At 31.9% G+C, this 21,970-nt stretch carries 17 protein-coding genes and 1 other annotated feature (1 of these 18 running past the window's edge); of the genes, 4 read left to right on the forward strand and 13 right to left on the reverse strand.

From position 1 onward, the window contains the following. Nucleotides 1-15: 15 nt before the first annotated feature. From BM120_RS00415 to BM120_RS00435, 5 genes are all read right to left on the reverse strand, one after another. On the reverse strand, nt 16-1,182 hold the full coding sequence (locus BM120_RS00415) for an AI-2E family transporter (RefSeq protein ID WP_091992526.1): 1,167 nt from the start codon (nt 1,180-1,182) through the stop codon (nt 16-18). Continuing rightward, nucleotides 1,182-3,026, reverse strand: a complete 1,845-nt coding sequence (locus BM120_RS00420) for an ABC transporter ATP-binding protein (protein WP_177187335.1) — start codon at nt 3,024-3,026, stop codon at nt 1,182-1,184. Before BM120_RS00420 ends, BM120_RS00415 begins: the two co-directional genes overlap by 1 nt. After that, on the reverse strand, nt 3,013-5,178 hold the full coding sequence (locus BM120_RS00425) for an ABC transporter ATP-binding protein (RefSeq protein ID WP_091992527.1): 2,166 nt from the start codon (nt 5,176-5,178) through the stop codon (nt 3,013-3,015). The genes BM120_RS00420 and BM120_RS00425 overlap by 14 nt, the downstream gene beginning before the upstream one ends. Nucleotides 5,179-5,472: 294 nt before the next feature. Beyond that, nucleotides 5,473-6,237 carry a peptidylprolyl isomerase gene (locus tag BM120_RS00430; protein WP_091992528.1) on the reverse strand — a complete coding sequence of 255 codons (765 nt, stop codon included), beginning with the start codon at nt 6,235-6,237 and terminating at the stop codon, nt 5,473-5,475. 73 nt (nt 6,238-6,310) lie between these two features. Beyond that, complete coding sequence (locus BM120_RS00435; protein ID WP_242941512.1) at nt 6,311-6,748, reverse strand: hypothetical protein; 438 nt, start codon at nt 6,746-6,748, stop codon at nt 6,311-6,313. 100 nt (nt 6,749-6,848) lie between these two features. Between BM120_RS00435 and BM120_RS00440 the strand changes: the two genes are divergently transcribed. After that, nucleotides 6,849-7,304, forward strand: coding sequence for a hypothetical protein (locus tag BM120_RS00440; RefSeq protein WP_091992529.1), 456 nt, complete (start codon nt 6,849-6,851; stop codon nt 7,302-7,304). 167 nt (nt 7,305-7,471) lie between these two features. Here the strand turns inward: BM120_RS00440 and BM120_RS00445 are convergent, their stop codons facing one another. Beyond that, complete coding sequence (locus tag BM120_RS00445; protein ID WP_091992530.1) at nt 7,472-7,876, reverse strand: CBS domain-containing protein; 405 nt, start codon at nt 7,874-7,876, stop codon at nt 7,472-7,474. Between the two features lie 398 nt (nt 7,877-8,274). Continuing rightward, nucleotides 8,275-8,475: a cold-shock protein gene (locus BM120_RS00450; protein WP_091992531.1), complete on the reverse strand. Its 201-nt coding sequence runs from the start codon at nt 8,473-8,475 to the stop codon at nt 8,275-8,277. Between the two features lie 194 nt (nt 8,476-8,669). Here BM120_RS00450 and BM120_RS00455 point away from each other — a divergent pair, with 194 nt between their 5' ends. Beyond that, entirely contained in the window at nt 8,670-9,494 is an 825-nt protein-coding gene (locus BM120_RS00455) for a pyridoxamine kinase (RefSeq protein WP_091992532.1), read from the forward strand. 167 nt (nt 9,495-9,661) lie between these two features. Here the strand turns inward: BM120_RS00455 and BM120_RS00460 are convergent, their stop codons facing one another. From BM120_RS00460 to BM120_RS00470, 3 genes are all read right to left on the reverse strand, one after another. Then, on the reverse strand, nt 9,662-11,563 hold the full coding sequence (locus BM120_RS00460) for a type I glutamate--ammonia ligase (protein ID WP_091992533.1): 1,902 nt from the start codon (nt 11,561-11,563) through the stop codon (nt 9,662-9,664). 157 nt (nt 11,564-11,720) lie between these two features. After that, nucleotides 11,721-12,473 (reverse strand): exodeoxyribonuclease III, encoded by a 753-nt coding sequence (locus BM120_RS00465; protein ID WP_091992534.1) that lies wholly within the window; start codon nt 12,471-12,473, stop codon nt 11,721-11,723. A 24-nt stretch (nt 12,474-12,497) separates the two neighbouring features. After that, the gene (locus tag BM120_RS00470) at nt 12,498-13,460 is read right to left on the reverse strand and encodes a galactose-1-phosphate uridylyltransferase (protein WP_091992535.1); all 963 of its coding nucleotides are present in this window, start codon (nt 13,458-13,460) and stop codon (nt 12,498-12,500) included. A 316-nt stretch (nt 13,461-13,776) separates the two neighbouring features. Here BM120_RS00470 and BM120_RS00475 point away from each other — a divergent pair, with 316 nt between their 5' ends. Then, on the forward strand, nt 13,777-14,976 hold the full coding sequence (locus BM120_RS00475) for a pyridoxal phosphate-dependent aminotransferase (protein WP_091992536.1): 1,200 nt from the start codon (nt 13,777-13,779) through the stop codon (nt 14,974-14,976). A 105-nt stretch (nt 14,977-15,081) separates the two neighbouring features. Here BM120_RS00475 and BM120_RS00480 read toward each other — a convergent pair whose 3' ends face one another. Further along, nucleotides 15,082-15,540 carry a MarR family winged helix-turn-helix transcriptional regulator gene (locus BM120_RS00480; RefSeq protein ID WP_091992537.1) on the reverse strand — a complete coding sequence of 153 codons (459 nt, stop codon included), beginning with the start codon at nt 15,538-15,540 and terminating at the stop codon, nt 15,082-15,084. A 282-nt stretch (nt 15,541-15,822) separates the two neighbouring features. Between BM120_RS00480 and BM120_RS00485 the strand changes: the two genes are divergently transcribed. Further along, the gene (locus BM120_RS00485) at nt 15,823-16,632 is read left to right on the forward strand and encodes an undecaprenyl-diphosphate phosphatase (RefSeq protein WP_091992538.1); all 810 of its coding nucleotides are present in this window, start codon (nt 15,823-15,825) and stop codon (nt 16,630-16,632) included. Nucleotides 16,633-16,710: 78 nt separating this feature from the next. On the opposite strand, the gene BM120_RS00490 is transcribed toward BM120_RS00485, so the two are convergent. Further along, nucleotides 16,711-18,504, reverse strand: a complete 1,794-nt coding sequence (locus tag BM120_RS00490) for a UvrD-helicase domain-containing protein (protein ID WP_091992539.1) — start codon at nt 18,502-18,504, stop codon at nt 16,711-16,713. A gap of 226 nt (nt 18,505-18,730) precedes the next feature. After that, the gene (gene ileS, locus BM120_RS00495; protein WP_091992540.1) at nt 18,731-21,856 is read right to left on the reverse strand and encodes an isoleucine--tRNA ligase; all 3,126 of its coding nucleotides are present in this window, start codon (nt 21,854-21,856) and stop codon (nt 18,731-18,733) included. Nucleotides 21,857-21,931: 75 nt separating this feature from the next. Further along, nucleotides 21,932-21,970 (reverse strand) — a binding site (T-box leader) (it continues 173 nt past the right edge of the window).

Raw genomic sequence — 21,970 nt, forward strand, 5'->3', positions numbered from 1 at the left:
CTCTCCTAATATACACTATCTATTCTCGTATTCTCTTTTATTCGTTGGTAGTCCTTTTTTTATCAATCTATCGTTGACATTTTCTCCTACTATTGTATGAATGATTGCAAATACAGGTACTCCCAATAGCATTCCCACAATTCCAAAAAATTTGCCAGCAAGCAGCAACGAAAACAATATCCAAAACGATGATATTCCGATTGATCCACCGAGAATCTTCGGACCTATTACATTTCCGTCTAGCTGTTGAATTATCAATATAATAATTGATAACCAAAGAGCCTTCACTGGATCTACAAATAAAACGATAAATATAGATGGAACGGCACCGATGAAAGGTCCAAAAAACGGAATCACATTTGTTACGCCGATAATAAAGGTCAAAAGTATCTTATATGGCATATTTGTTATTGATAATGCTATAAATGTAATGAAAGCAATTATGGCAGAATCTATAATCTTTCCAACGATAAATTTTCCAAATATGTCATTGGATAGTCTGACAATATACAAAATTCTATCAGTTCTTTCATCTGTAAGCATCGCAGACAAAAACTTCTTACAAAGACAATAGAATCCTTCCTTATCTGCCAATATATAAATCGAAATAATCAATCCAAGAACTAAATTCCATACTCCCTTAACAATATTTACAAAGAAGTTTGCAAAGTATGGCATGAAATTTGTCGCAAAGTCAATTGATTTTTTTCCAATAATATTGACCTGAGTGTTTATTGCATCTCTAGCAGAGGACGAAATATCTACATTGCTGATAAATTTATCAACCTGTTGGTATAAATTATTGACAATCGTCGGAAAGTCTCTAATCAAAATTGAGATGCTCTCTGCAATTTGTGGAAGCACAAATTTGAAAAATAAAACTATAACTATAGAAACTGTGATATACGTTACCAATAACGATAAAATCCTAACTACCTTTAGTTTCATACTTCCGTTCGAAATTCTCAAAATATTTCTTTCAAAGAAGCTTTGAACAAAATTGAGCAAATATGCCATTGAAAAACCTATGATAAAAGGCTTTAATATTGTAAAAAAAGAATTTAACAACTCGCTTAGTTTTGTAAACTGTACAACAGCCAAATAAAACGAAATGCTTGCACAGATTACCAAGAAAGAATATATTGCAATGGTTGTATATTTTTTATTCCAATCTATCTTCATCAATTAATTTCCTCCAAATTTTCATACTGAGAATTATACAGTACTCTGTAGTAGCTCCCCATTTCCATCAATTCTTCATGAGTTCCAGACTCAATTATATTACCATCTTTTATTACCAATATTAAATCTGCGTTTTTTATGGTAGATAGTCTATGAGCGATAATAAAGCTAGTACTATTCCTAACCAAATTATCCATTGCCTTTTGTATCATCTGTTCTGTTCTCGTATCAACTGAGCTAGTGGCTTCATCCAAAATCAATATTTTGGGGTTTGAAAGGATTGCTCTAGCAATAGTCAACAATTGTTTTTGCCCCTGAGATATGTTTTTTGTATCTTCAGATAATACAGTGTCATAACCGTTTTTCTGAGTCAGTATAAATCTGTCAGCATATGCCGCCTTAGCAGCTCTATACACATCCTCATCACTAGCAGATACGTTTCCATATTTTAAATTTTCCATTATAGTCCCACTAAACAGCCATGTATCCTGAAGAACCATAGCAAAATTCTTTCTATAGCTTTCTATATCTATTGAATATATGTCTTTCCCATCAATATAGATATTTCCAGAACTGATATCGTAAAATCTCATCAACAATTTCACCAAAGTTGTCTTTCCGGCTCCAGTCGGACCTACGATTGCAATTTTTTGTCCAGGCTTTACGTCCAAGTTAAAATCTCTGATTATCAGCTTATTATTATCATACCCAAAGTCAACATGGCTAAATTCAATATGCCCCTCAAGCTTATCTTCGCATATTGTATCTGTACTTGAAAAATCAAGCTCCTTTTGATCTAAAAACTCAAATACTCTCTCTGCAGCAGCCACCGTCGACTGAAACATATTCATTATCTGAGCAATTTGGCTTAATGGCTGAGTAAAGGATCTCATATATTGTATGAATGCTTGTATATCACCAACAACAATCTTTCCAGATATAGTCATATATCCCCCAAGTATAGCTATCATTACGTAGCCTAGGTTTCCTATAAAAAGCATTACCGGCATCATTACACTAGATAAGAATTGTGATTTCCATGCAGAATTATATAGCTTATTATTTGTTTTGTTAAAATCAAGCTGCTCAAACTTTTCAGCATTATAGCCTCTTATAACATTTTGTCCTGAAAAAGACTCCTCTATTTTTGAATTTATTCTTCCCAAATACTTCTGCTGCAGTGAGAAGAAATGCTGTGATTTCCGAATAACCATCGACATTACAATCATTATCAAGGGAATCATTAGCAACGCAAAAATAGTCATGACTAGGCTTATGGATAACATCATAATAAAAACACCTACGACAGTGATTATCGATGTAATAAGCATAACCAAGCTTTGATTTAGAGATTGACTCAACGTATCTACATCGTTTGTAACTCTAGAAATTATCTCTCCTCTTTCATTGTTATCATAATACGAAATCGGTAGTCTATTAAATTTTTCCGAAATTTCTTTCCTCAATCTATATGATATCTTCAATGCAACTGAACTCATAGCATATGACTGTAGATATGAGAAAATAGAGCTGATTACATACAACACAAGGAGAATCAATGCTATTTTCAATATATATGAAAAGTCTATTCCATTATTAATATTATTTATCTTTCTGATTACTCCATTAAATATTTCAGTAGTAGCCTTTCCCAATATTTTTGGTCCTACAATCGTAAACACCGTTGAAATAATTGAAAATACAAAAACATAAATTACTTTCATCTTGTCTTCATCAGCATATTTAAGCAATCTTTTCATAACTCCAAAGAATTTTACAGAGCTATTCTCTTTTTCTCTTTTTTGCTTTCTTGTTTTAGAGAAGTTTTTTCTATTGTTTTCCATTTTCTATTTCCTCCTCTGACAGCTGTGATTTCGCAATTTCATAGTATATATCGCAACTCTTTATTAAATCCTCATGGTTACCCTGACCTACTATTTTACCATCATCAAGAACGATTATTTTATCCGCATCGATAATAGTATTTATCCTTTGCGCCACTATTATTACCGTCTTGTCATATAAATTTTTCTTTAAAGATTTTCTTAATTTTTTATCAGTATTTGCATCCAATGCAGAAAAGCTATCATCAAAGACCAATATTTCAGAATCTCTATCAATTGCTCTGGCGATGGAAATTCTCTGTTTTTGTCCACCTGATAGATTCGAACCATCTTGTGATACCGAGCTTTCTAGCCCATCCTTTTTTTCATTCACAAATTCGTCACATTGAGCGATATCCGATGCTATCATCAATCGTTTGTTATTTCTAACTGATTGGGCATATTCTATATTCGAAGCTATCGTACCACTGAAAATAACAGATTTTTGTGGCACAATCGAAACTATATTTCTAAGAGTCTTTAAAGATATATCTTTAATATTTTCTCCATTAATAAATATTTCTCCAGATGAAGCTTCCAAAAATCTAGGAATTAGATTTACTATTGTTGATTTTCCAGATCCTGTTGAGCCAATAATACCAAGAGTTTGTCCTTTATCTATTGAGAAGCTGATATTTTCCAATACACTTTTTGCAGCTCCATCATATTTAAACGAAACATCTCTAAATTCCACCGTACCTAGATTATGCACTCTAGTCAATTCGCCATCATCCTTTATCGATACTTCAGTATTTAAAACTTCACCAATTCTATTCGCACTAATCATCGCTCTAGGTAGTATCACAGACACCATGGAAATAAATAAAAATGCCATTATTATCTGCATAGAATATTCTATAAATGCCATCATATCACCAACCTGAATGCTACCAGAATCTATCTGTTTTGCTCCAATCCATATGATAAGAAGTGTTGTTCCATTCATAATAAACATCATTCCAGGCTGAAGCATTGACATCAATCTATTCATAAATAAGTTTGATTCAGTCAAATCTAAATTAACGTCATCAAACCTTTTTTCCTCGTATTTCTGAGTTCCAAAAACTCTATTTACCTCAATACCGGAAATAAATTCTCTTGTTACCAAATTTAGTTTATCGACCAAGGTTTGTATATATCTAAACTTTGGCAATGCTCTACTCATGATAATTATTATTACTGTAATCGTCACTGCAACAGACAAAGCGATTATCCAAACCATTGATACATCAAGTTTAAATACGTTGTACAAGGCACCGACTGCCATAATTGGTCCATAGAATATAAATTTCAACAGCATAACAGAGGATTGCTGCACTTGTTGAATATCATTTGTTCCCCTCGCTATCAATGACGCAATCGAAAATTTGTTTAATTCATTATTAGAAAATGTAAGAACTTTTTTGTATGAATCTTTTCTTAAATCTCTCGAAACGGAAGCAGAAACTCTTGAACTCAAATAGCTAACTGCAATTGATAGCCCACCTGTAACCAATGACAAAATAACCATCAATAATCCAGTTTTCCACAAATAATCTTTCTGTATTTTTTTAATATCAATACCATTTCTTTTATAAATTGATTTTACAATTTTAATACCAATCTGTTTTTTCATAAAATCTGGTAGTGATTTTGCATTTCCGATTATTGGATAACTCGTTTTTGAGGAGGATTCTACTCTTGAAGAAACATATTTTGCATAATTTACCAAAGAGTTACTCATGTATTTACCAAGAGTAGCTGTACTCGCCTCATTTTTTAGCACATAATAATTCGTATTGAATCTGTCCTCAGGAATCATTTTTGTGTTACTATTCTCAAGCTTTATTTTATTATTCTTACTATCGTTTGATTTTGGTTGCCATAGTTCATATGACTTTGCAATACTGCTCTTTTCTTTTTCCTCAGATAGGGAAATAACCATTGCGTAAGTAGTTTCATCCATAACCTTTGGTATTGAATCTGTCAATCCATCCTGCTGTATTCCTATATTTACGATATTGGATGTATATTTAGGCAACAAAAGCTCAAATTTCACCTGCACTATCAAAACTACTATCATCAATAGTATATATAGGATATACTTTTTGTAATAACTGAGTACCCTGTTCATATTTTTAAATATCCTTTCCTTTAAAAAAGCAATTAGCGGCTAGCTTTCTAAATCTAGTTATTCATCGTTAAAAACGTCATTATAATATGCTATCAAAAAAATCTAAATATATTATTAATTTGACGCAAATTCTCACTATTAATTATACCACAAATTCTATTTTAAATAATAATTTTCCTCACACCATTTACAAATATACATACTCGCATAATAAAAAAGAACTCACAGCATTCATACTTTCTGAATGAATGTAAGTTCTCTACATGAACAAGAATTTAAAATTTTGCCCTAATACTATTCAGCTTTATTTATCACAAGAATATCTTTGTATTTATTCGTCAATTCGTCTAATTTTCCTACAAAGGCTTCTCCTTGTTTTTTATATATCAAAGACGTTTCAACATCCTTTTTTGCGTCCTCATACTCACTTTGCTTCTGTTCAGTTCTTTCTGTGACAAGAATCAAGTGATATCCAAACTGAGTTTTTACAGGAGAAGAAAGCTTTCCTACTGGTATAGTAAATACTACCTCTTCAAACTCAGGAACCATCTGACCTCTTCCAAAAGTACCCAAATCACCGCCATTCATATTAGATGGACAAGTTGAATACTGAACTGCTGCATCTTCAAAAGAAATTTCTTTTTTATTTATTTTAGATTCAACCTCCTTTGCCAAATCTTCATTGTCAACCAATATATGCTTTGCAGTAGCAGTTTCTTCTTCAATAAACTGTTCCTTGTTTTCTTCAAAGAACTTTAGTTTTTCATCTTCATCAACTGTAACAGCAGACAATAATTTGTTAATAGCATACTGCTTCAACATATTCGCCTTAATTAGTTCAATCTCTTTTATAAAATTTTCATCCTGATCTAGCTTGTTTTCAATTGCATCAAGATAGAATAATTCCTGATTAATCAAATCAGCCAATATTCTCTTTCTTCCCTCTTCATTGTCAAATTGAGATTTTTGGAATTGATCCAAGCTATTCATTGCCGCTTCAATATCTTCCTTTGTGATTATCTTATCGCCTATTTTGGCCAAAAAATTAGTATCTGTCATATTTTTCCTCCGTTATATTAACTTTTGCATACGCTCTAATAATAACATTATTTTCTAAATATGTCTATAGGTATCAATAAAAGTAGGTCAGAACCAAAAGCAGAATCCCTGACAGTACCCCCACTACTCCAACATCATTTTCCTCAGCCTTGATAAGTCTCCATGACGAAAAAATCATCAAAAGACATAACATTATTTTTATATATAAAAAAGTAACATCTCGCGGAGCAATCATATTACTATATAGCGAAACCAAATATGCTAACGATGTAGTTAGCATAAAACAAAAATACCATTTGGTTGCTTTTGCATTTACAAAGCGCTTTATAATCAAAAACACAATGAAGATTATATCCATTGCAAAATAAATATTAAACAGAATTAAATTATAGTTCTGTATTGTTATAACAATCCAATCGTACCAGTAAATTGGCCAAAAAACCAAGCATATAAGTCTAAAATATAATTCTAAAAAGGACAAGCTCTTGATGCTTTCAAATATTTTTTTCAAGGTGTAACCTCCAAACTTTCAATATTCACTTTTAATTTTATAATATTTATGATAAAATTAATAGGGTATTTTTAATAATTATTAATGATTGGAGGCTTATATGGGCATAAGAGATAAATTCGCCGAACAATATGCCAGACAAAAAACAATGTCTGGACCAGAAAAAAAAGCAAATGATATTATAGGAAAACTGATGATGAAAAAAGTAGCACCTTTTTTGATTCTTCTAATAGTTTTTTTGATAATAGGTGTTGTCGTAAAAGTCCCATGGTGGGGTATACTAATAGCTGATGTTTTAGTCGCAGTAGCTGCTTACTTCTACATGAAAAAAGCAGGACAAAAATATCAAGAATTTTTGCCTTATGTTGGTAATTTAATAAGTGTAGACAAGAAAAATAAAGACGAGTACGTCTTATTGATTAAACAGGGAAAGAAACCTGTCAAATTAGATGTTAAGTATGGTGGAGAAGATTTTGTAAAAGTCAAAAGAAATTCTCTAGTACAGGTATCATATAACCCAGAAGGAAAAATAGCAATTCTTGTTACAAAGCAATAACTTTTTAACTAAATACATACACCAATCTTTTTTGACTGGTTGAATTTTAAAAAGGGCAGACTCATAAGAGTCTCAAATAAAAGGCATACCCACATTCTCCACGTATGAAAAATGAATGTAGGGTATGCTTTTTTATTTGTACCTTCTTTATGAGTTTTGTAAGTAGACTACTCTTCCTTTAATCTCATACAAGCATATGAAAGAACGTCTCTTCTTTTTATTATACCAATAAATATATTTGAGTCATCTATTACCGGAACAAAATTTTGGCTAATCAAGGCAGTAAATAAATCCTCTACATTTGTATCGACTTTCACGGTTTCATTAGTAAGTCTTCTAGGAATTTCCATAATATTCGTAGTCAGTACAGTATCACTAAATGATTGAGCTGATTCCAGAAACCAAAGCAAATCTCCTTCCTTTACTGTACCTAAATAATTCCCATCTTTGTTTAATATAGGTATTGAGGAAAACTTGTGACTCTTTAGCTTTCTCAATACTTCTCTTATTTCATCTGTGTCCAACACATGTACAACCTCGCTTTTCGGTGTTAAAAAAAACAAAATATTCATACTTACTCCTTTATAAATTATCAATTTCTAAAAATTAATAAAACATTGTGATATTTTTTAAGCATTTTAAGATACGTCTCTTAAAATGACATATTTTCTATAATCAGTATAACACAGTACCTTAACTCAAGCCTTATTTTTATCATTAAAATATCAAAAATTGTGAGCAGTTTTTAATACGATATTTTTAATACGATATTTTTAATACAATATTTTCAATGAAAAAAATTAAGTATCCACATAATAGTCTATATACCAAAATTGACTTATACCTGGTGATATATTTTTATTATGTAAGAACAAGAAAAGGATTGGCATAAGCCAATCCTCGCATTTGTAATCCAAAATTATTAATGTATTTATTCTATAAAATAATCTATATTATAATAAATCCAACCTTATATTCTTGTTACGTTAGCTGCCTGAGGGCCTTTTGAACCATCAACGATTTCAAATTCAACCTTCTGACCTTCTTCTAAAGACTTGAATCCTTCTCCCTGGATTGCTGAGAAATGTACGAATACGTCATTTTCTCCATCAACAGATATAAATCCAAATCCTTTTTCATTGTTAAACCACTTTACTACTCCGTTTTTCATTAAATATTTCCTCCTAAAGTATAATGAGTCACCACAAAGCTATGTGACTCATCTTTACTTAAGATAACATACTTTTGACAATTAGTCAACAACAATCAGCCAAATTAAAATTAAAATATCGATTAAGTTGTTAAAGAGTATTTTATATGGTATCATTATCAATAGTATATGAATAAAAATATTTGGAGGTCAATATGCAGAAAAAAATAGCCTGTATCAACGATATTTCTGGAATAGGAAAATGTTCATTAACAGTTGCTTTGCCGATAATTTCTGCTCTAAAGTGCCAATGTTGCCCCTTACCTACATCTGTCCTTTCTAGCCAAACCGGATACCCTGAATATACTTTTGTAGATTTGACAGATAGCATGAAAAAATACATTGAAACTTGGAACAGCTTAGGTAAGAATTTTGATACAATTTACAGTGGATTTCTTGGGTCGCTAGAGCAAATCAAATCGGTTGAATATTTAATAAAGCTTAATCCTAGCTCTTTTGTAATAGTAGATCCCATATTAGGAGATCTTGGAGAGATATTCCCTATTTTTTCTCAAGAAAATGTCGAGGAAATGAAAAAGCTTGTTAGAATGGCAAATATGATTACACCTAATTTAACCGAAGCAAATCTATTACTCGGAAAAAGAGCTGATGAAAAATATTCTTCAGATGATAGCCTATATGAAATTTGTAGAGAATTATCAAAATTGGGTCCTGAAACTGTAATTATCACAGGATATATTGAAGGAGATACAATTTATAATGTTTGTTATAGTGCTACAAATGAAGAATTCTTTAGGGTCGGCAGCTTTTACAATAAACAGAGCTTTAGCGGAACGGGAGATATTTTCACATCGATAGTCTCAGGGCTGATTACAAGAGGCCTCGAACTAAAAAAGGCTGTTACAGCGGCAACAGGCTTTATAAAAAAAGCAGTGGAATATACCTCAAAGCTTGATAGCTTTGACAGAAATGATGGTATAATGTTCGAGCTTTTCTTATCAGACTTAACATCTATATAATATCTAATTGAAATTAACATAGTTCAAAAATGCTTAAACATAAAAAGGTAGTGTATCAGAATAATAACCCTCTGATACTCTACCTTTTTGTGTTCATCAAATATATTCAACTAGATAATTCAGTTTTATATATTTTTTGTTTCTGTACTTTTTTATATCTTAATTTTTTAATAGATATTTTTTCTATAATTTACATATAGCTGCTGTATTTCTTCCATTTTTGACTTCGCAATTATCTGCAAATCCGATGCTTCCTTATAGTTGCCAAGATCTATAGCATTTTTTATCATACCATATATTGAAGGACCTTTTAACGTGTTCTTCATCAAATCAAATTTAATCTGAACAATTGAATCCCACATTACCTCATCCAATGCATCCATATTTTCACTTGTATGAAGCTTTACGAAGGTTCTAAGCAGTCTAATATTTCTATCAATTATTCTTGAAGAAAGCTTCTTTTTCCATTTATCAAGAGATCCGGCCCTGAAAGAATTTAAGATACTCTCTGTAAACACATCTCCACAAGTCAATACCTTTAGCTTTTCTGGATAGTTCTCAAAATTTAACATCGCTTCATATACGGTTGCTGGTGGAATACCGAACATTTTGTTTCTTTCTTCCAATGTGTAGAATTCAAATACATTGTTTTCATCTCTATACTTTCTTCCCTTTTCAAGATAAAAACCTATTTCTTCCTCTGACTTTGATATTTCCTTTTCCAATTCCTTTGTATCGAATTTTCCATTTTCCACTACTGCCAAAATACCATCCAACATAGTTTGATAGCAACCTGATATTACAAGGTACTTGTTCGACTGAGGATTTGGAGACCTCAATTCAAATCTCAAGGTCTTCGGATTTTCAATATCCCTGATTAATCCTACCAGTACTGATCTATTTCTTGATGGTATCTCATATGAATGTCCCAAAGATGTAACAGTACAAACAGGTGCTTCAAATCCAGGAACTAGTCTGTTAAATCCATCATTCGTATTTGTTACAATTGGAGCCAAAACCTCATAATTCTTTAATATACCCATTAATGCCCCATATCCGATTGGACTCAAATAATCGTCTCTAAGATTCTTGGGAGCAAATAGGTTTACAATTTTACCATTTTTTAGCTTTGCACTAACTCCAACATGAGCATGTGCTCCACTTCCTGCTACTCCATGAATTGGCTTTGCTTTAAAACTAACCTCAAGTCCATGTGATTCAAATATATCATATACTACCTCTCTAACTAACAACTCGTTATCCGCTGCCTGTAAAGGCGTATTGAACTTCCATGAAATCTCAAGCTGCTCCATTGCATGATTTGTCGATCCTTCATTGTTAATTGAGCTATGTATACCACCTACCTCCTTATGAGCCATCTCAGGTTCAAGTCCGTATCTTTCAAGCTCAATTAAACACATTTCCAAGCAAGTTCTGATTATACCATGGGTTCTCTTCCAGTACTGCTCTTTTAGACTTTGAGAAACGAACAATTTTTCCAAATCTGCTTTATCTTCTGGAGTATTAACCCAAAATTCCAGCTCTGTAGCAGATGTCAGCCCTATTTCTTCTATTTCTTCAGGAGAATTTATATCTGTGTTATCTAAAACCTGAGGATATTTGTTGATAATATCTAGGATGCTTTGCTTGAAATGCTCCTCAGCCCTCTTCAACGTAGCTCTAGAACAAACTTTTTTGTTATCGTGAATAAGGAATGCTGGAATCTTTAAGGTTCCGATCGGTTTCTCCGTTTCTTCATCATAGAAATTGTGATTATAGTCAACAAACCATGTCGCATCTTTGTCCGCCATTAAATCTACCTTGGCATTGTTTAATGTTGCTATATCATGCAGCTCAACAGAAGAGCCATCCGTTTGAATACTAGAATTTAAAAAAGAATCAATGTCGTCTAGAAATAAGCTAACTGGAATTTTTTCATCAGTCGCATGCCCCCCCAAATCGACACCCATAAGAGAAACAAATTTAATATTTTTGTTGTCACTAAGAATCCTTTCTAGAGCATCAGACGAATGTTCGTTCTTTTTTATGTAATATAATAACTCCGACATACTAACCTCCTGAAATGCGAATTATTTTTTCAAAAAAATATTTTTTATTCGCATACATATTTTTTCTATTTATTATATAACATTACTAATCAATTTTCAATAAAAATATAGATATTATCGTAATATTTTTATGAATTTTGCTTCAATAATACAAACACTACTTTATTTTCAATTCTACTGGGCAATGATCTGACCCCATAACATCATTGTGAATTTTAGCATCCAATAATCTATCTTCGAAATCTTTCGAAGTACAGAAATAATCAATTCTCCACCCTGCATTGTTTTTCCTAGCATTAAACCTATAAGACCACCAAGAGTATTCACCTTCAGCATCTGGATAAAAGTGTCTATATGTATCAATGAAGCCACTTTCCAAAAACTCTGTAAATTTCTCTCTCTCCTCATCAGTAAATCCGGCATTTTTTCTATTGTTTTTTGGATTTTTTAAATCAATCTCTTTGTGGGCAACATTTAGATCCCCACATACTATCACTGGTTTATTTTTATTTAAGCCTAAAAGGTAATTCCTAAAATCAAGCTCCCACTTCATTCTATAATCTAGCCTTTTCAGTTCTGTTTGAGAATTTGGTGTGTATACTGTTATGAAGTAATAATCATCAAATTCACAAGTAATAACCCTGCCCTCCTGATCGTGTTCCTCAATTCCAATTCCATAGGATACTGTTAATGGTTCTTTTTTTGTAAATATCGCAGTTCCTGAATATCCCTTTTTCTTTGCATAGTTCCAATATTGATAATAGCCTTCTATTTCAAGCTCAACCTGACCTTCTTGACACTTAGTTTCTTGAATGGCAAATATATCTGCATCAATATCCTTAAAATATTCCAAAAATCCCTTTTGCAAAGCAGCTCTTATCCCATTTACATTCCACGAAATAAATTTCATAATTTTTCTCCTTTTACCCTTTAATTATTTTTTAGAATTAAACCTTAATTCTTTTGCCAGCTCATTTGGATCTGAGCTACAAACAAAAATATTTGAGCTCAGCTCAAATCCACCGAAATTATATATTCTCGGTATTATATGAAAGTGCGTTCTGTATACAGCTCTATACTTTTCGCCAACTGGACAAGTATGTATGATCATATTAAATGGTATTTCACCTTGATATTTTCCCCAATTTCTAAATAAATTGCCAATTATAAATGATAGCTCATCAATATAAATTCCAGACAATTCATCAAAATTGTTTTTGTCTTTTTGCACTATTCTTATTTCACCACTATATCTAGTTGCATATGGAACAAATACTATAAAGTATTTTCCATCAAATACAACTCTGTTCTCATACTCTAGCTCTTCATTTACGATATTATCGTATAGTGACTCATTGTTTCTAGTATAGTAATTCTCCGCAATATCAAGCTCCTTTTGAACCTCTGGTGGAATTATATTAAATGATATAATCTGAGTATGAGGATGCAAAAGCGATGCTCCAGAGTTTTTTTGCGAATTTTTGAAAATGTTGACATATTTAATGTCATCTAGGTTTTTAAGCTCCTTATATCTTGATACTAATAGACTAAAAAAATCGCAAAGCTCTTCATCACTCATGTTATAAAAGCTGCCGTTGTGTCTATGTGTTTCAATCAAAACTTCATGTTGACCAAAAATATCTTTTGTTGTCATATCCACGATTGGAAATTTATTACCTACTGACCTAGCTACCCATTTTCCATTTTTTATAATCTCGCCCTTTGGAATACCACACCAAGACTCATTTCCTCTACAAAAAGGACAGCCTTCAACATACTCCTCTTCTGTTGCTTCAAAAGCTGCATTTATCTTCACTTTGTCGTGTGGTCTATTATTTCTCGTTGTCGAATAAATAGCTATATCCCCTGTCATTACATCTTTTCTAATTTCTTTCATAATAAAACTCCTACAATAAATACAAATCTATTATTTATTACTATGATATATATATTAACATACTTTACAGCTTTTAATCTAAATTATGTAGATTTTTTTAAAAAATTTTTTTGATTTATCAGAATTCTTGTAATAATTAAGCATTTAGCTGTATTGAGCTATTATCACTTATTAATATACTAAAAAAATCAATTGTTTTTTATTTATTTAATATTTATTTTTATAAAAAAATGTGCTATATTATAAAATATAAAGGAAAAACGTTTTTTATTTTTTTCTTTACTATTTTCAAAATGTTAATTTATGGAGGTATGAAATGAAATTTTCAAACAGAGTAGGTTCAATGCAAGCTTCACCAGTAAGAAAGCTTGTACCATTTGCTACAGCAGCAAAGAAAGACGGGGTTAAAGTATATCACTTAAATATCGGTCAGCCTGATATAAAGACTCCAGAAGGATTTATGAATGCTGTCAGAGATTTCGACGAATCTGTTCTAGAATATGCCGATTCAGTAGGTTCTGATGAGTTAGTAAATGCTATGATCGAGTACTATAGAGGCTACGATATAAACTATGAACCAGGCGAAATACTGATTACAAACGGTGGTTCTGAAGCATTATTATTCGCTATGATGACTTTATGTAACCCTGGAGAAAATATATTAGTTCCAGAACCTTTCTACACTAACTACAATGGCTTTGCCACTAGCGTTGACGTTGAGATAAAACCAATAACTACAAAGGCTGAAGAAGGATTCCACCTTCCATCAAAGGAAAAAGTTCTTGCTTCACTTGACGAAAACACAAGAGCAATATTGATTTCAAATCCTGGAAATCCAACAGGTGCTATATATACAATCGAAGAAATGCAGATGTTAGCTGAAGTTGCTATAGAAAAAGACCTATGGATAATTTCTGATGAAGTTTATAGAGAATTCGTTTATGATGGATTAAAATACACTAGCTTCGGAAACTTAGAAAACGTTGCGGACAGAGTAATAATTGTAGACTCTGTTTCAAAAAGATACTCTGCATGTGGTGCTAGAATCGGATCCTTGGCTTCAAAAAATAAAGAGTTTATAGCTCAAGTATTGAAGCTTTGCCAAGGAAGACTTTGCGTTCCAACTCTAGAAATGATTGGTGCTGCTGAGCTATACAAAACACCTAAATCTTATTTAGAAGAAGTAAACAAAGAATACTGCAAGAGAAGAGATACTTTATATGAAGAAATAATGAAAATACCTGGTGTAGTTTGCGAAAAACCTACAGGTGCATTCTACATGGTGGTTAAGCTTCCAGTTGAAAATGCTGAAGATTTTGTTATCTTCATGTTGAAGGAATTCAGACACAATGGAGCTACTACAATGGCTACTCCTGCTGAAAACTTCTACGCTACTCCAGGACTTGGTAAGGATGAAGTTAGACTTGCATATATCTTAAATTGTGACGATTTAAAAGCATCTGCTGAGTGCTTGAGATTAGGTCTTGAAGCTTATAAAGCTGCTGGAAATAAATAACAATAAAAAAATTGAAATAAAAAATCATTTATTATATCAAAAAGCTGATCATCAATATCTTTCGTATTAATGGTCAGCTTATTTTGAATCATAGAAAACGTAAGCTTACTGTTCATCTTTTTCAAATTTTTCCATAACCCCCATAATATTTTTTAAAGAGTCAATAAAAGAATCAAGATCATCAATATCTATTTTTCTAATTCGTTCTTCCAATGATTCCTTCAATAGTTCGATAAAATCTTCAGAAAGCAATTCGCCTTTTCTAGTCAACGCAATATTGAACTTTCGTCTGTCCTTTTTATCTCTAATTCTTAACAAATATCCCTTATCTGATAAATCGTCAATCATACTCGTCAGACTACCTTTTTCGATATTGAGCATACTACATAAATTAGTCATGCTTATCGAACCGTAGTTATAAATAAAGGTAATTGCTCTAATTTGAGTTTTGTTAATGTCTTTGCCTTGAATAAATTGTTTGATGTACTCCAAGTAAAAATTGTTGTAGATTGTTGGTAATGATTTTACCAAAAATGAAATAGTAGTATCAACATCAGTATACATATTTACCTCCCTGATTATTCTGTATATTAGTATAATATAAAAATGATTTTTTTACAATATGTATATTGTAAATTTTAAAAATTTTATTAATATATTTATCTCATTCTTTTTTATAATAACTTAATTATTAATAGTTTTACTAATAAATAAGATATATTAATAACAAATGAAAAGTTAGTTCTAAACATTTATTTTGTGAAATTATGTTCATTTAAGTTGATAATATCTTTCTTTTATGTTATATTATACTTTAATATGAAAATTTGAATTGGAGGGAAAACATTGTTAGAAATTTTGAAAGCGATAATACTCGGCGTAATCCAGGGTATTACAGAATGGTTACCTGTCAGTAGTACAGGACATATGATACTAGTAGATCAATTTCTTCATCTAGCGGGAAATAAGAAATTTGTTGATACATTTTTGGTAGTAATTCAATTTGGTTCAATACTTGCAGTTATTTTACTTTACCTCGATAAGCTTAACCCATTTTCTAGTAGCAAAAGTAAAAAAGCAAAAAAAGCAACCTGGGATTTATGGATTAAGGTTTTAATAGCCGTTATACCCTCTGGTGTGATTGGTGTACTATTTGAAAAGAAAATTGATGCAGTCTTTTTTAAGCCGACAGTCGTTGCTGCCGCTTTAATTATTTATGGTATAATAATGATTTGGATTGAAGCTAGACATAAGAGACCAATAATAACAAAGTTCAGTAATTTATCATATAAAACTGCTTTATTGATAGGTGTATTTCAAATATTAGCACTAGTTCCCGGTACCTCTAGATCTGGCTCAACTATTATAGGAGCCTTGCTTTTGGGAACGTCGAGATTTATTGCTGCAGAATTCTCATTTTTTCTAGCAATACCTACTATGCTAGGAGCAAGTTTACTAAAACTTGTGAAGGCTGGATTCGCCTTTTCAGGATTTGAATGGTTGATAATGTTTATTGGGTCTCTAACTGCTTTTATAGTTTCTCTTATAGTCATCAAATTTTTTATGGGCTATATAAAGAAACACGACTTTAAAGCATTTGGTATATATAGAATAATCTTAGGAATAATTGTATTTGCATTTTTCCTTTTCTCGTAAATAACACAAGCACTAGTAGCCAAACTACACTACGATGTTAAGTTTGACTACTAGTGCTTTTATTTTTATATTCCTTTATTATTTTAAATCCAGCTCACTGCTATGTATTAGCTTAATAATATGGCTTGTTTCCGGTGTGTACGACACAATCAGACTTAAAGCTTCCTCCGCCCTAGTCATCGCTGTGTAAACCTTATTTAAATCTCCTACAAAATCATTTACCTGATAATCATGCTTATCAAAATCCACATAATGATTATACAGCATTTCCAACTCACAAACAACAACTGCTTTAAAGGATAGTGTTTTAACTGAATATATATTTGAAATAGTCACTCCTCTCTTGATAGTGATATCAGTTATATCTTCGTCTGGTAAAATATATTCTATATTTGCATCCTCAAGGCTTTTCCTCAGCATATACTGAAAATAAATTATCTTACCATTTTTCAATTTCTTTTTATTGTAAGGGAAAATTATTGCAATATCATTGTACGAATAGCCCAAATCATTTACCAAATGCTGAACCTCCCATACTATTGAATTTATTTGATCATCCAAGTCATCCACTCTAACAATATTAACCTTTTTTGACGAGCTCCATACTGGATTAGTTTTTGTAAATACATCGGTTGCCAAATTACCTCTTATATCTGCAATAAAGTTATTTGCGTTCTCACAATATCTATTTACAAATTCAACAATGCCTTTTGATTGCCTATAGTTGTTGTTTAATATTTTTTCATCTTCAAAATCCAGCACCTTTAATCTGCACTTGAAAATATTTAAATTATTGTTTATATTATATGCCTTACAGAAATTGACATTGAAGATTCTCTTCGTCTTATAAAGAAATTCATAAACTAGCTCAATTTCCTCTTCAGTAAAGTTTTCACCTTCGTCCACGAATATTCCTTTAAATACTCTCTTATTTTTAATACTGTTTTTAATTTGCTTCATGATATTGCTAAAAGCCTTATCATAATTTCTCTTAAATAGATTATAGTCGATAACAAGTTCATAAATCTTTGCCAGCTTAAAAACAAAGGAGCTAAGCGTGTGTACTTCAATGTTGTCGGAATCCACCTGTAGTAATTCTAGCTGTTCCTTATATTTTACATACTGATGCTTCGTATAAGTCAACAGTAAAAACTTATGGTGTGGATATATTTTTGATAATTTTATTACTCTACCAAGCATAATTGAGCTCTTCCCAGATCCTGATCCTCCCTGTATCAAATGATTACCATAATTTACAGAAGATACGTCAACAATTTGCTCATCATCCATCATAGCTATCTTATAATCTAAGTTGCTGTCAGAAAACGATAGCTTTTTTAGATTTTTTGATAGGTTCAACCCATTTGTGAATGTGAAATACTCCGTACATACTTTATAAATAAACATAGTTAGAATAACCTCATCATTCTCTTTTGAAAAATATTCACCCATACTATCAAATGATAGCAAAGCATCTCGTGCAGACTTACCAAAAATAATATGAGAATCTACAAATTCATCTCTATCGTACTTTTCTTCAATCAAATCAATATATGGCATAACGAATATATAGTTGAAATTTATTTGTGGATAATTTTTTTTCATATTCTCAGCAAGCTGGTTATACTCTTCGTTCATGATTTCTATTATTTCTTCGTCAAGAACATAAAACAATTCTTCAGAGGTGTCCATAAATTTAATAAAAACTATTCTGCTATCTTTTATCAACAACATATCAGTATTTATCCCCTTAAAAGGTATAGCCTTAGGAATTATAAACTCATCTTCACCAATATTTTCATACAAATGCTTCTCCATGCTTTTCAGCTTTAGTGAATCCAAATTTGAGTCTATATTTATAAATCTATTCATAATAACACCTCCCACTTATCAATATTATACCACACAATTTTCACTAAATAATAAAAAAATATGCACAAACAAAAAGATGCTGAATCAATAGTCCACTTCAATCAATGTTGTTATTGTATCAGTGCTAATATTGTCAGCAGCTTCTTGTTGTTATTATTTTGTTCTTGTAAGCAATATTATAATTAAATAATTAAACTTTATTTAATATCTAAAAGAGAAAATATTTTTATTTTACCCTTTCAACCCTTAAACCTGTGTCATGATCATTTAAGTTTTGAACCTCTAAATCTGAAGATTCAACTCTTTCTATTGATACGGCAAGAGTTTCTGTCTTTATATAGTCTTCGAAAGCTCTCAATGCAGACTCCACTTCACTATCACCATTATAGTATATCTTAATATTATCAAGAACTTCAAATCCACTGGCTTTTCTCATCTGCTGAACTTTGGATACACATTCTCTCGCAAGTCCTTCTTTTATTAACTCATCAGTCAGTGTAGTATCCAATATTACGAACAAGTTGTTTTCCATTGAAACATTGAATCCTTCCTTAGATTCTATATTCACTAACACCTGTTCTTTGTCAAATTCAAACTCTTTTCCAGCAACTTCAACCTTAACAGTTTCTCCAGCTTCTAACTTGTTAACTACACTGTGTGCATCAAGTGATGAAAGAATTTTTGCAAATTCGTTTACATTCTTACCCAAAACTGGTCCTAAAACCTTAAAATTTGGTTTTAATGAGAAATTCATAAACTCATCAAGATTTTTTGCAAACATTACTTCTTTTACATTAAGCTCTTCCTTTATCAATTCTACCAAATCAGATATTGTATTTTCATATTTACCATCTATCAATACTTCTGCTATTGGCTGTCTAACCTTGATTTTTGAGCTTTCTCTTGCAGATCTTCCTAAGGTTACCAAATTCTTTGTTAAATCCATCTTTGCTTCTAATTCTGCATCAATTAATTCAGGATTACTCTTTGGATATTCTGCACAATGTACAGAATATTCTCCAGTTAATTTCCTATACATTTCTTCAGATAAGTATGGTGCAAATGGAGCCACCATTCTTACAAATCCATTTAACACTTCGTAGGTTGTATTGTAAACAGACTTCTTATCCTCTGTTAATTCAGTTCCCCAGAATCTTCTTCTAGATCTTCTTATATACCAATTAGACAAATCATCATTCAAAAATTCAGTCATTCTTCTTATTGCCTTATTTACATCAAATACTTCTAGATATTCTTCAATTTCCTTTGCGAGGTTATTGAATTTAGAAAGCATCCACCTATCCAATTCAGGTCTATCCTTATACTCAACAAAGAAATCAGTAGGATTTAGCTTGTCTGTATTTGCATATAGTGTAAAAAAGTTATATGTATTCTTCAACGTTCCTATAAACTTAGACATAATTTCCTTCAAGCCATCCTCATCAAACCTTATTGGAGTCCATGGTGGAGAAACATATAACAAATACCATCTTAATGCGTCTGCACCATATTTATCAAACATTTCAAACGGATTTATTGTATTTCCTTTTGACTTAGACATTTTCTTGCCATCTTTGTCCAATACAAGATCTGTTACAAGTACATTTTTGTATGGTGATTTTCCAGTAACAAATGTCGATACCGCAAGTAATGAGTAAAACCAGCCTCTAGTCTGATCTATACCTTCACAGATATAATCTGCCGGGAACAATTTGTCGAAATCTTCCTTGTGTTCAAACGGATAATGCCACTGTGCAAAGGGCATTGCTCCAGAATCAAACCAACAGTCCGCAACCTCAGGTATTCTTGACATTGACTTTCCGCAGTCAGGACAAGTCAAATGAACTTCATCTATGTATGGTCTATGTAATTCTATTGTTTCAGGATCTACATCTTCTATTGCCTTTTCAGCCAATTCTGCTCTCGATCCAATCGTTTCAATTTTGCCACATTCACATTTCCAAACAGGAAGCGGAGTACCCCAATATCTTGATCTTGAAAGAGCCCAGTCCTTTAATTCTTCAAGCCAGTTTCCAAATCTACCCTGACCGACAAATTCCGGGAACCAATTCACACCGTTATTGTTCTCTATTAATTTGTCCTTTAGCTTTGTCATTTCTAAGTACCAGCCAGGATTAGCATAGTATACTAATGGAGTTCCACATCTCCAGCAGTGTGGATAATTATGTTCTACTTTTTCTTTTGAGAAAAGCTTATTTTCACCAGCCAAGTATTTTATTATTTCAATATCAAGTCCGTCCTCCATTACAAATCTTCCTTGCCATGGTGTAGCAGTAAATTTTCCTTCAGAATCAACTGGTTGAACAAATGGAAGTGAATATGCTCTACCCATATTATAGTCATCTTCACCAAATGCTGGTGCAGAGTGAACTATACCAGTACCATCAGTAACAGTTACATAATCTGCACAAGTCACATAAAATGCCTTACCATCGACTTCGACAAATGGCATTAGCTGTTCATATTCCATGTATTCAAGATCCTTACCTTTCAAGACCTCTAGGATCTCATATTCACCCTCACCCAAGTGCTTATCTGCCAATACTTTTGCCAAATAATATACTTCGTCACCCTTTTTTGCTCTTAGATATTCAACATCGGCATTTACTGTCAAGGCCACATTTGAAGGCAATGTCCATGGAGTTGTCGTCCAAGCAAGGAAGTATTCATTTTCAGTTCCTTTCTTTTTGAACTTTGCTACCAAAGTATTGCTCTTTACTTCCTTATATCCCTGTGCTACCTCATGTGATGCAAGACCAGTCCCACATCTTGGACAGTATGGAAGTATCTTATGACCTTCATAAAGCAGACCTTCTTTATTAAACTTATCTAGAATCCACCAAAGAGATTCAATATAATCATTGTCTAATGTTATATATGGATCGTCCAAATCAACTGAATAAGCCATTCTCTCAGTCATTTCACGCCATTGCTTTTCATATGTAAATACAGATTCTCTACATTTTGTACAAAATTCTTCTATTCCGTATTCTTCTATCGCTTTCTTACTAGAAAGTCCTAACTCTTTTTCTACTTGCAATTCAACAGGTAGACCATGAGTATCCCAGCCTGCTTTTCTTGGAACCTTATAACCACTCATAGTTTTATATCTACAAACCCAGTCTTTAAGAGTTCTTGATATTACATGATGAATACCTGGGTTACCATTTGCTGTTGGAGGTCCTTCATAGAATACGTATGTAGGATCATTCTTTCCTTTTTCCAAAACTCTTTCTAAAATGTTGTCCTCTCTCCACCTTTTAAGAGTGTCTTCTTCTGCTCTTGATATACCACAATCACTAAGCGGCTCAAACACAAATTCTTTTTCCATATTGATTCTCCTTCTCTAAAAATAAATATATCCTAGTAACTCTTTTTTCATAAAAAAACTCGTCGCCTTGCATATGCAAGGGACGAGTTAAAATCGCGTTACCACCCTAGTTCC

The sequence above is a fragment of the Peptostreptococcus sp. D1 genome (assembly GCF_900112955.1).
GTDB lineage: Bacteria > Bacillota > Clostridia > Peptostreptococcales > Peptostreptococcaceae > Peptostreptococcus.

Excerpts from the sequence above, each read along its gene's own strand:
- BM120_RS00420 (WP_177187335.1), bottom strand. The coding sequence starts at position 3,026 with ATGGAAAACAATAGAAAAAACTTCTCTAAAACAAGAAAGCAAAAAAGA.
- BM120_RS00445 (WP_091992530.1), bottom strand. The coding sequence starts at position 7,876 with ATGAATATTTTGTTTTTTTTAACACCGAAAAGCGAGGTTGTACATGTG.
- BM120_RS00475 (WP_091992536.1), top strand. The coding sequence starts at position 13,777 with ATGAAATTTTCAAACAGAGTAGGTTCAATGCAAGCTTCACCAGTAAGA.
- BM120_RS00415 (WP_091992526.1), bottom strand. The coding sequence starts at position 1,182 with ATGAAGATAGATTGGAATAAAAAATATACAACCATTGCAATATATTCT.
- BM120_RS00455 (WP_091992532.1), top strand. The coding sequence starts at position 8,670 with ATGCAGAAAAAAATAGCCTGTATCAACGATATTTCTGGAATAGGAAAA.
- BM120_RS00480 (WP_091992537.1), bottom strand. The coding sequence starts at position 15,540 with ATGTATACTGATGTTGATACTACTATTTCATTTTTGGTAAAATCATTA.
- BM120_RS00470 (WP_091992535.1), bottom strand. The coding sequence starts at position 13,460 with ATGAAAGAAATTAGAAAAGATGTAATGACAGGGGATATAGCTATTTAT.
- BM120_RS00425 (WP_091992527.1), bottom strand. The coding sequence starts at position 5,178 with ATGAACAGGGTACTCAGTTATTACAAAAAGTATATCCTATATATACTA.
- ileS (WP_091992540.1), bottom strand. The coding sequence starts at position 21,856 with ATGGAAAAAGAATTTGTGTTTGAGCCGCTTAGTGATTGTGGTATATCA.
- BM120_RS00460 (WP_091992533.1), bottom strand. The coding sequence starts at position 11,563 with ATGTCGGAGTTATTATATTACATAAAAAAGAACGAACATTCGTCTGAT.
- BM120_RS00430 (WP_091992528.1), bottom strand. The coding sequence starts at position 6,237 with ATGACAGATACTAATTTTTTGGCCAAAATAGGCGATAAGATAATCACA.
- BM120_RS00450 (WP_091992531.1), bottom strand. The coding sequence starts at position 8,475 with ATGAAAAACGGAGTAGTAAAGTGGTTTAACAATGAAAAAGGATTTGGA.
- BM120_RS00490 (WP_091992539.1), bottom strand. The coding sequence starts at position 18,504 with ATGAATAGATTTATAAATATAGACTCAAATTTGGATTCACTAAAGCTG.
- BM120_RS00465 (WP_091992534.1), bottom strand. The coding sequence starts at position 12,473 with ATGAAATTTATTTCGTGGAATGTAAATGGGATAAGAGCTGCTTTGCAA.
- BM120_RS00440 (WP_091992529.1), top strand. The coding sequence starts at position 6,849 with ATGGGCATAAGAGATAAATTCGCCGAACAATATGCCAGACAAAAAACA.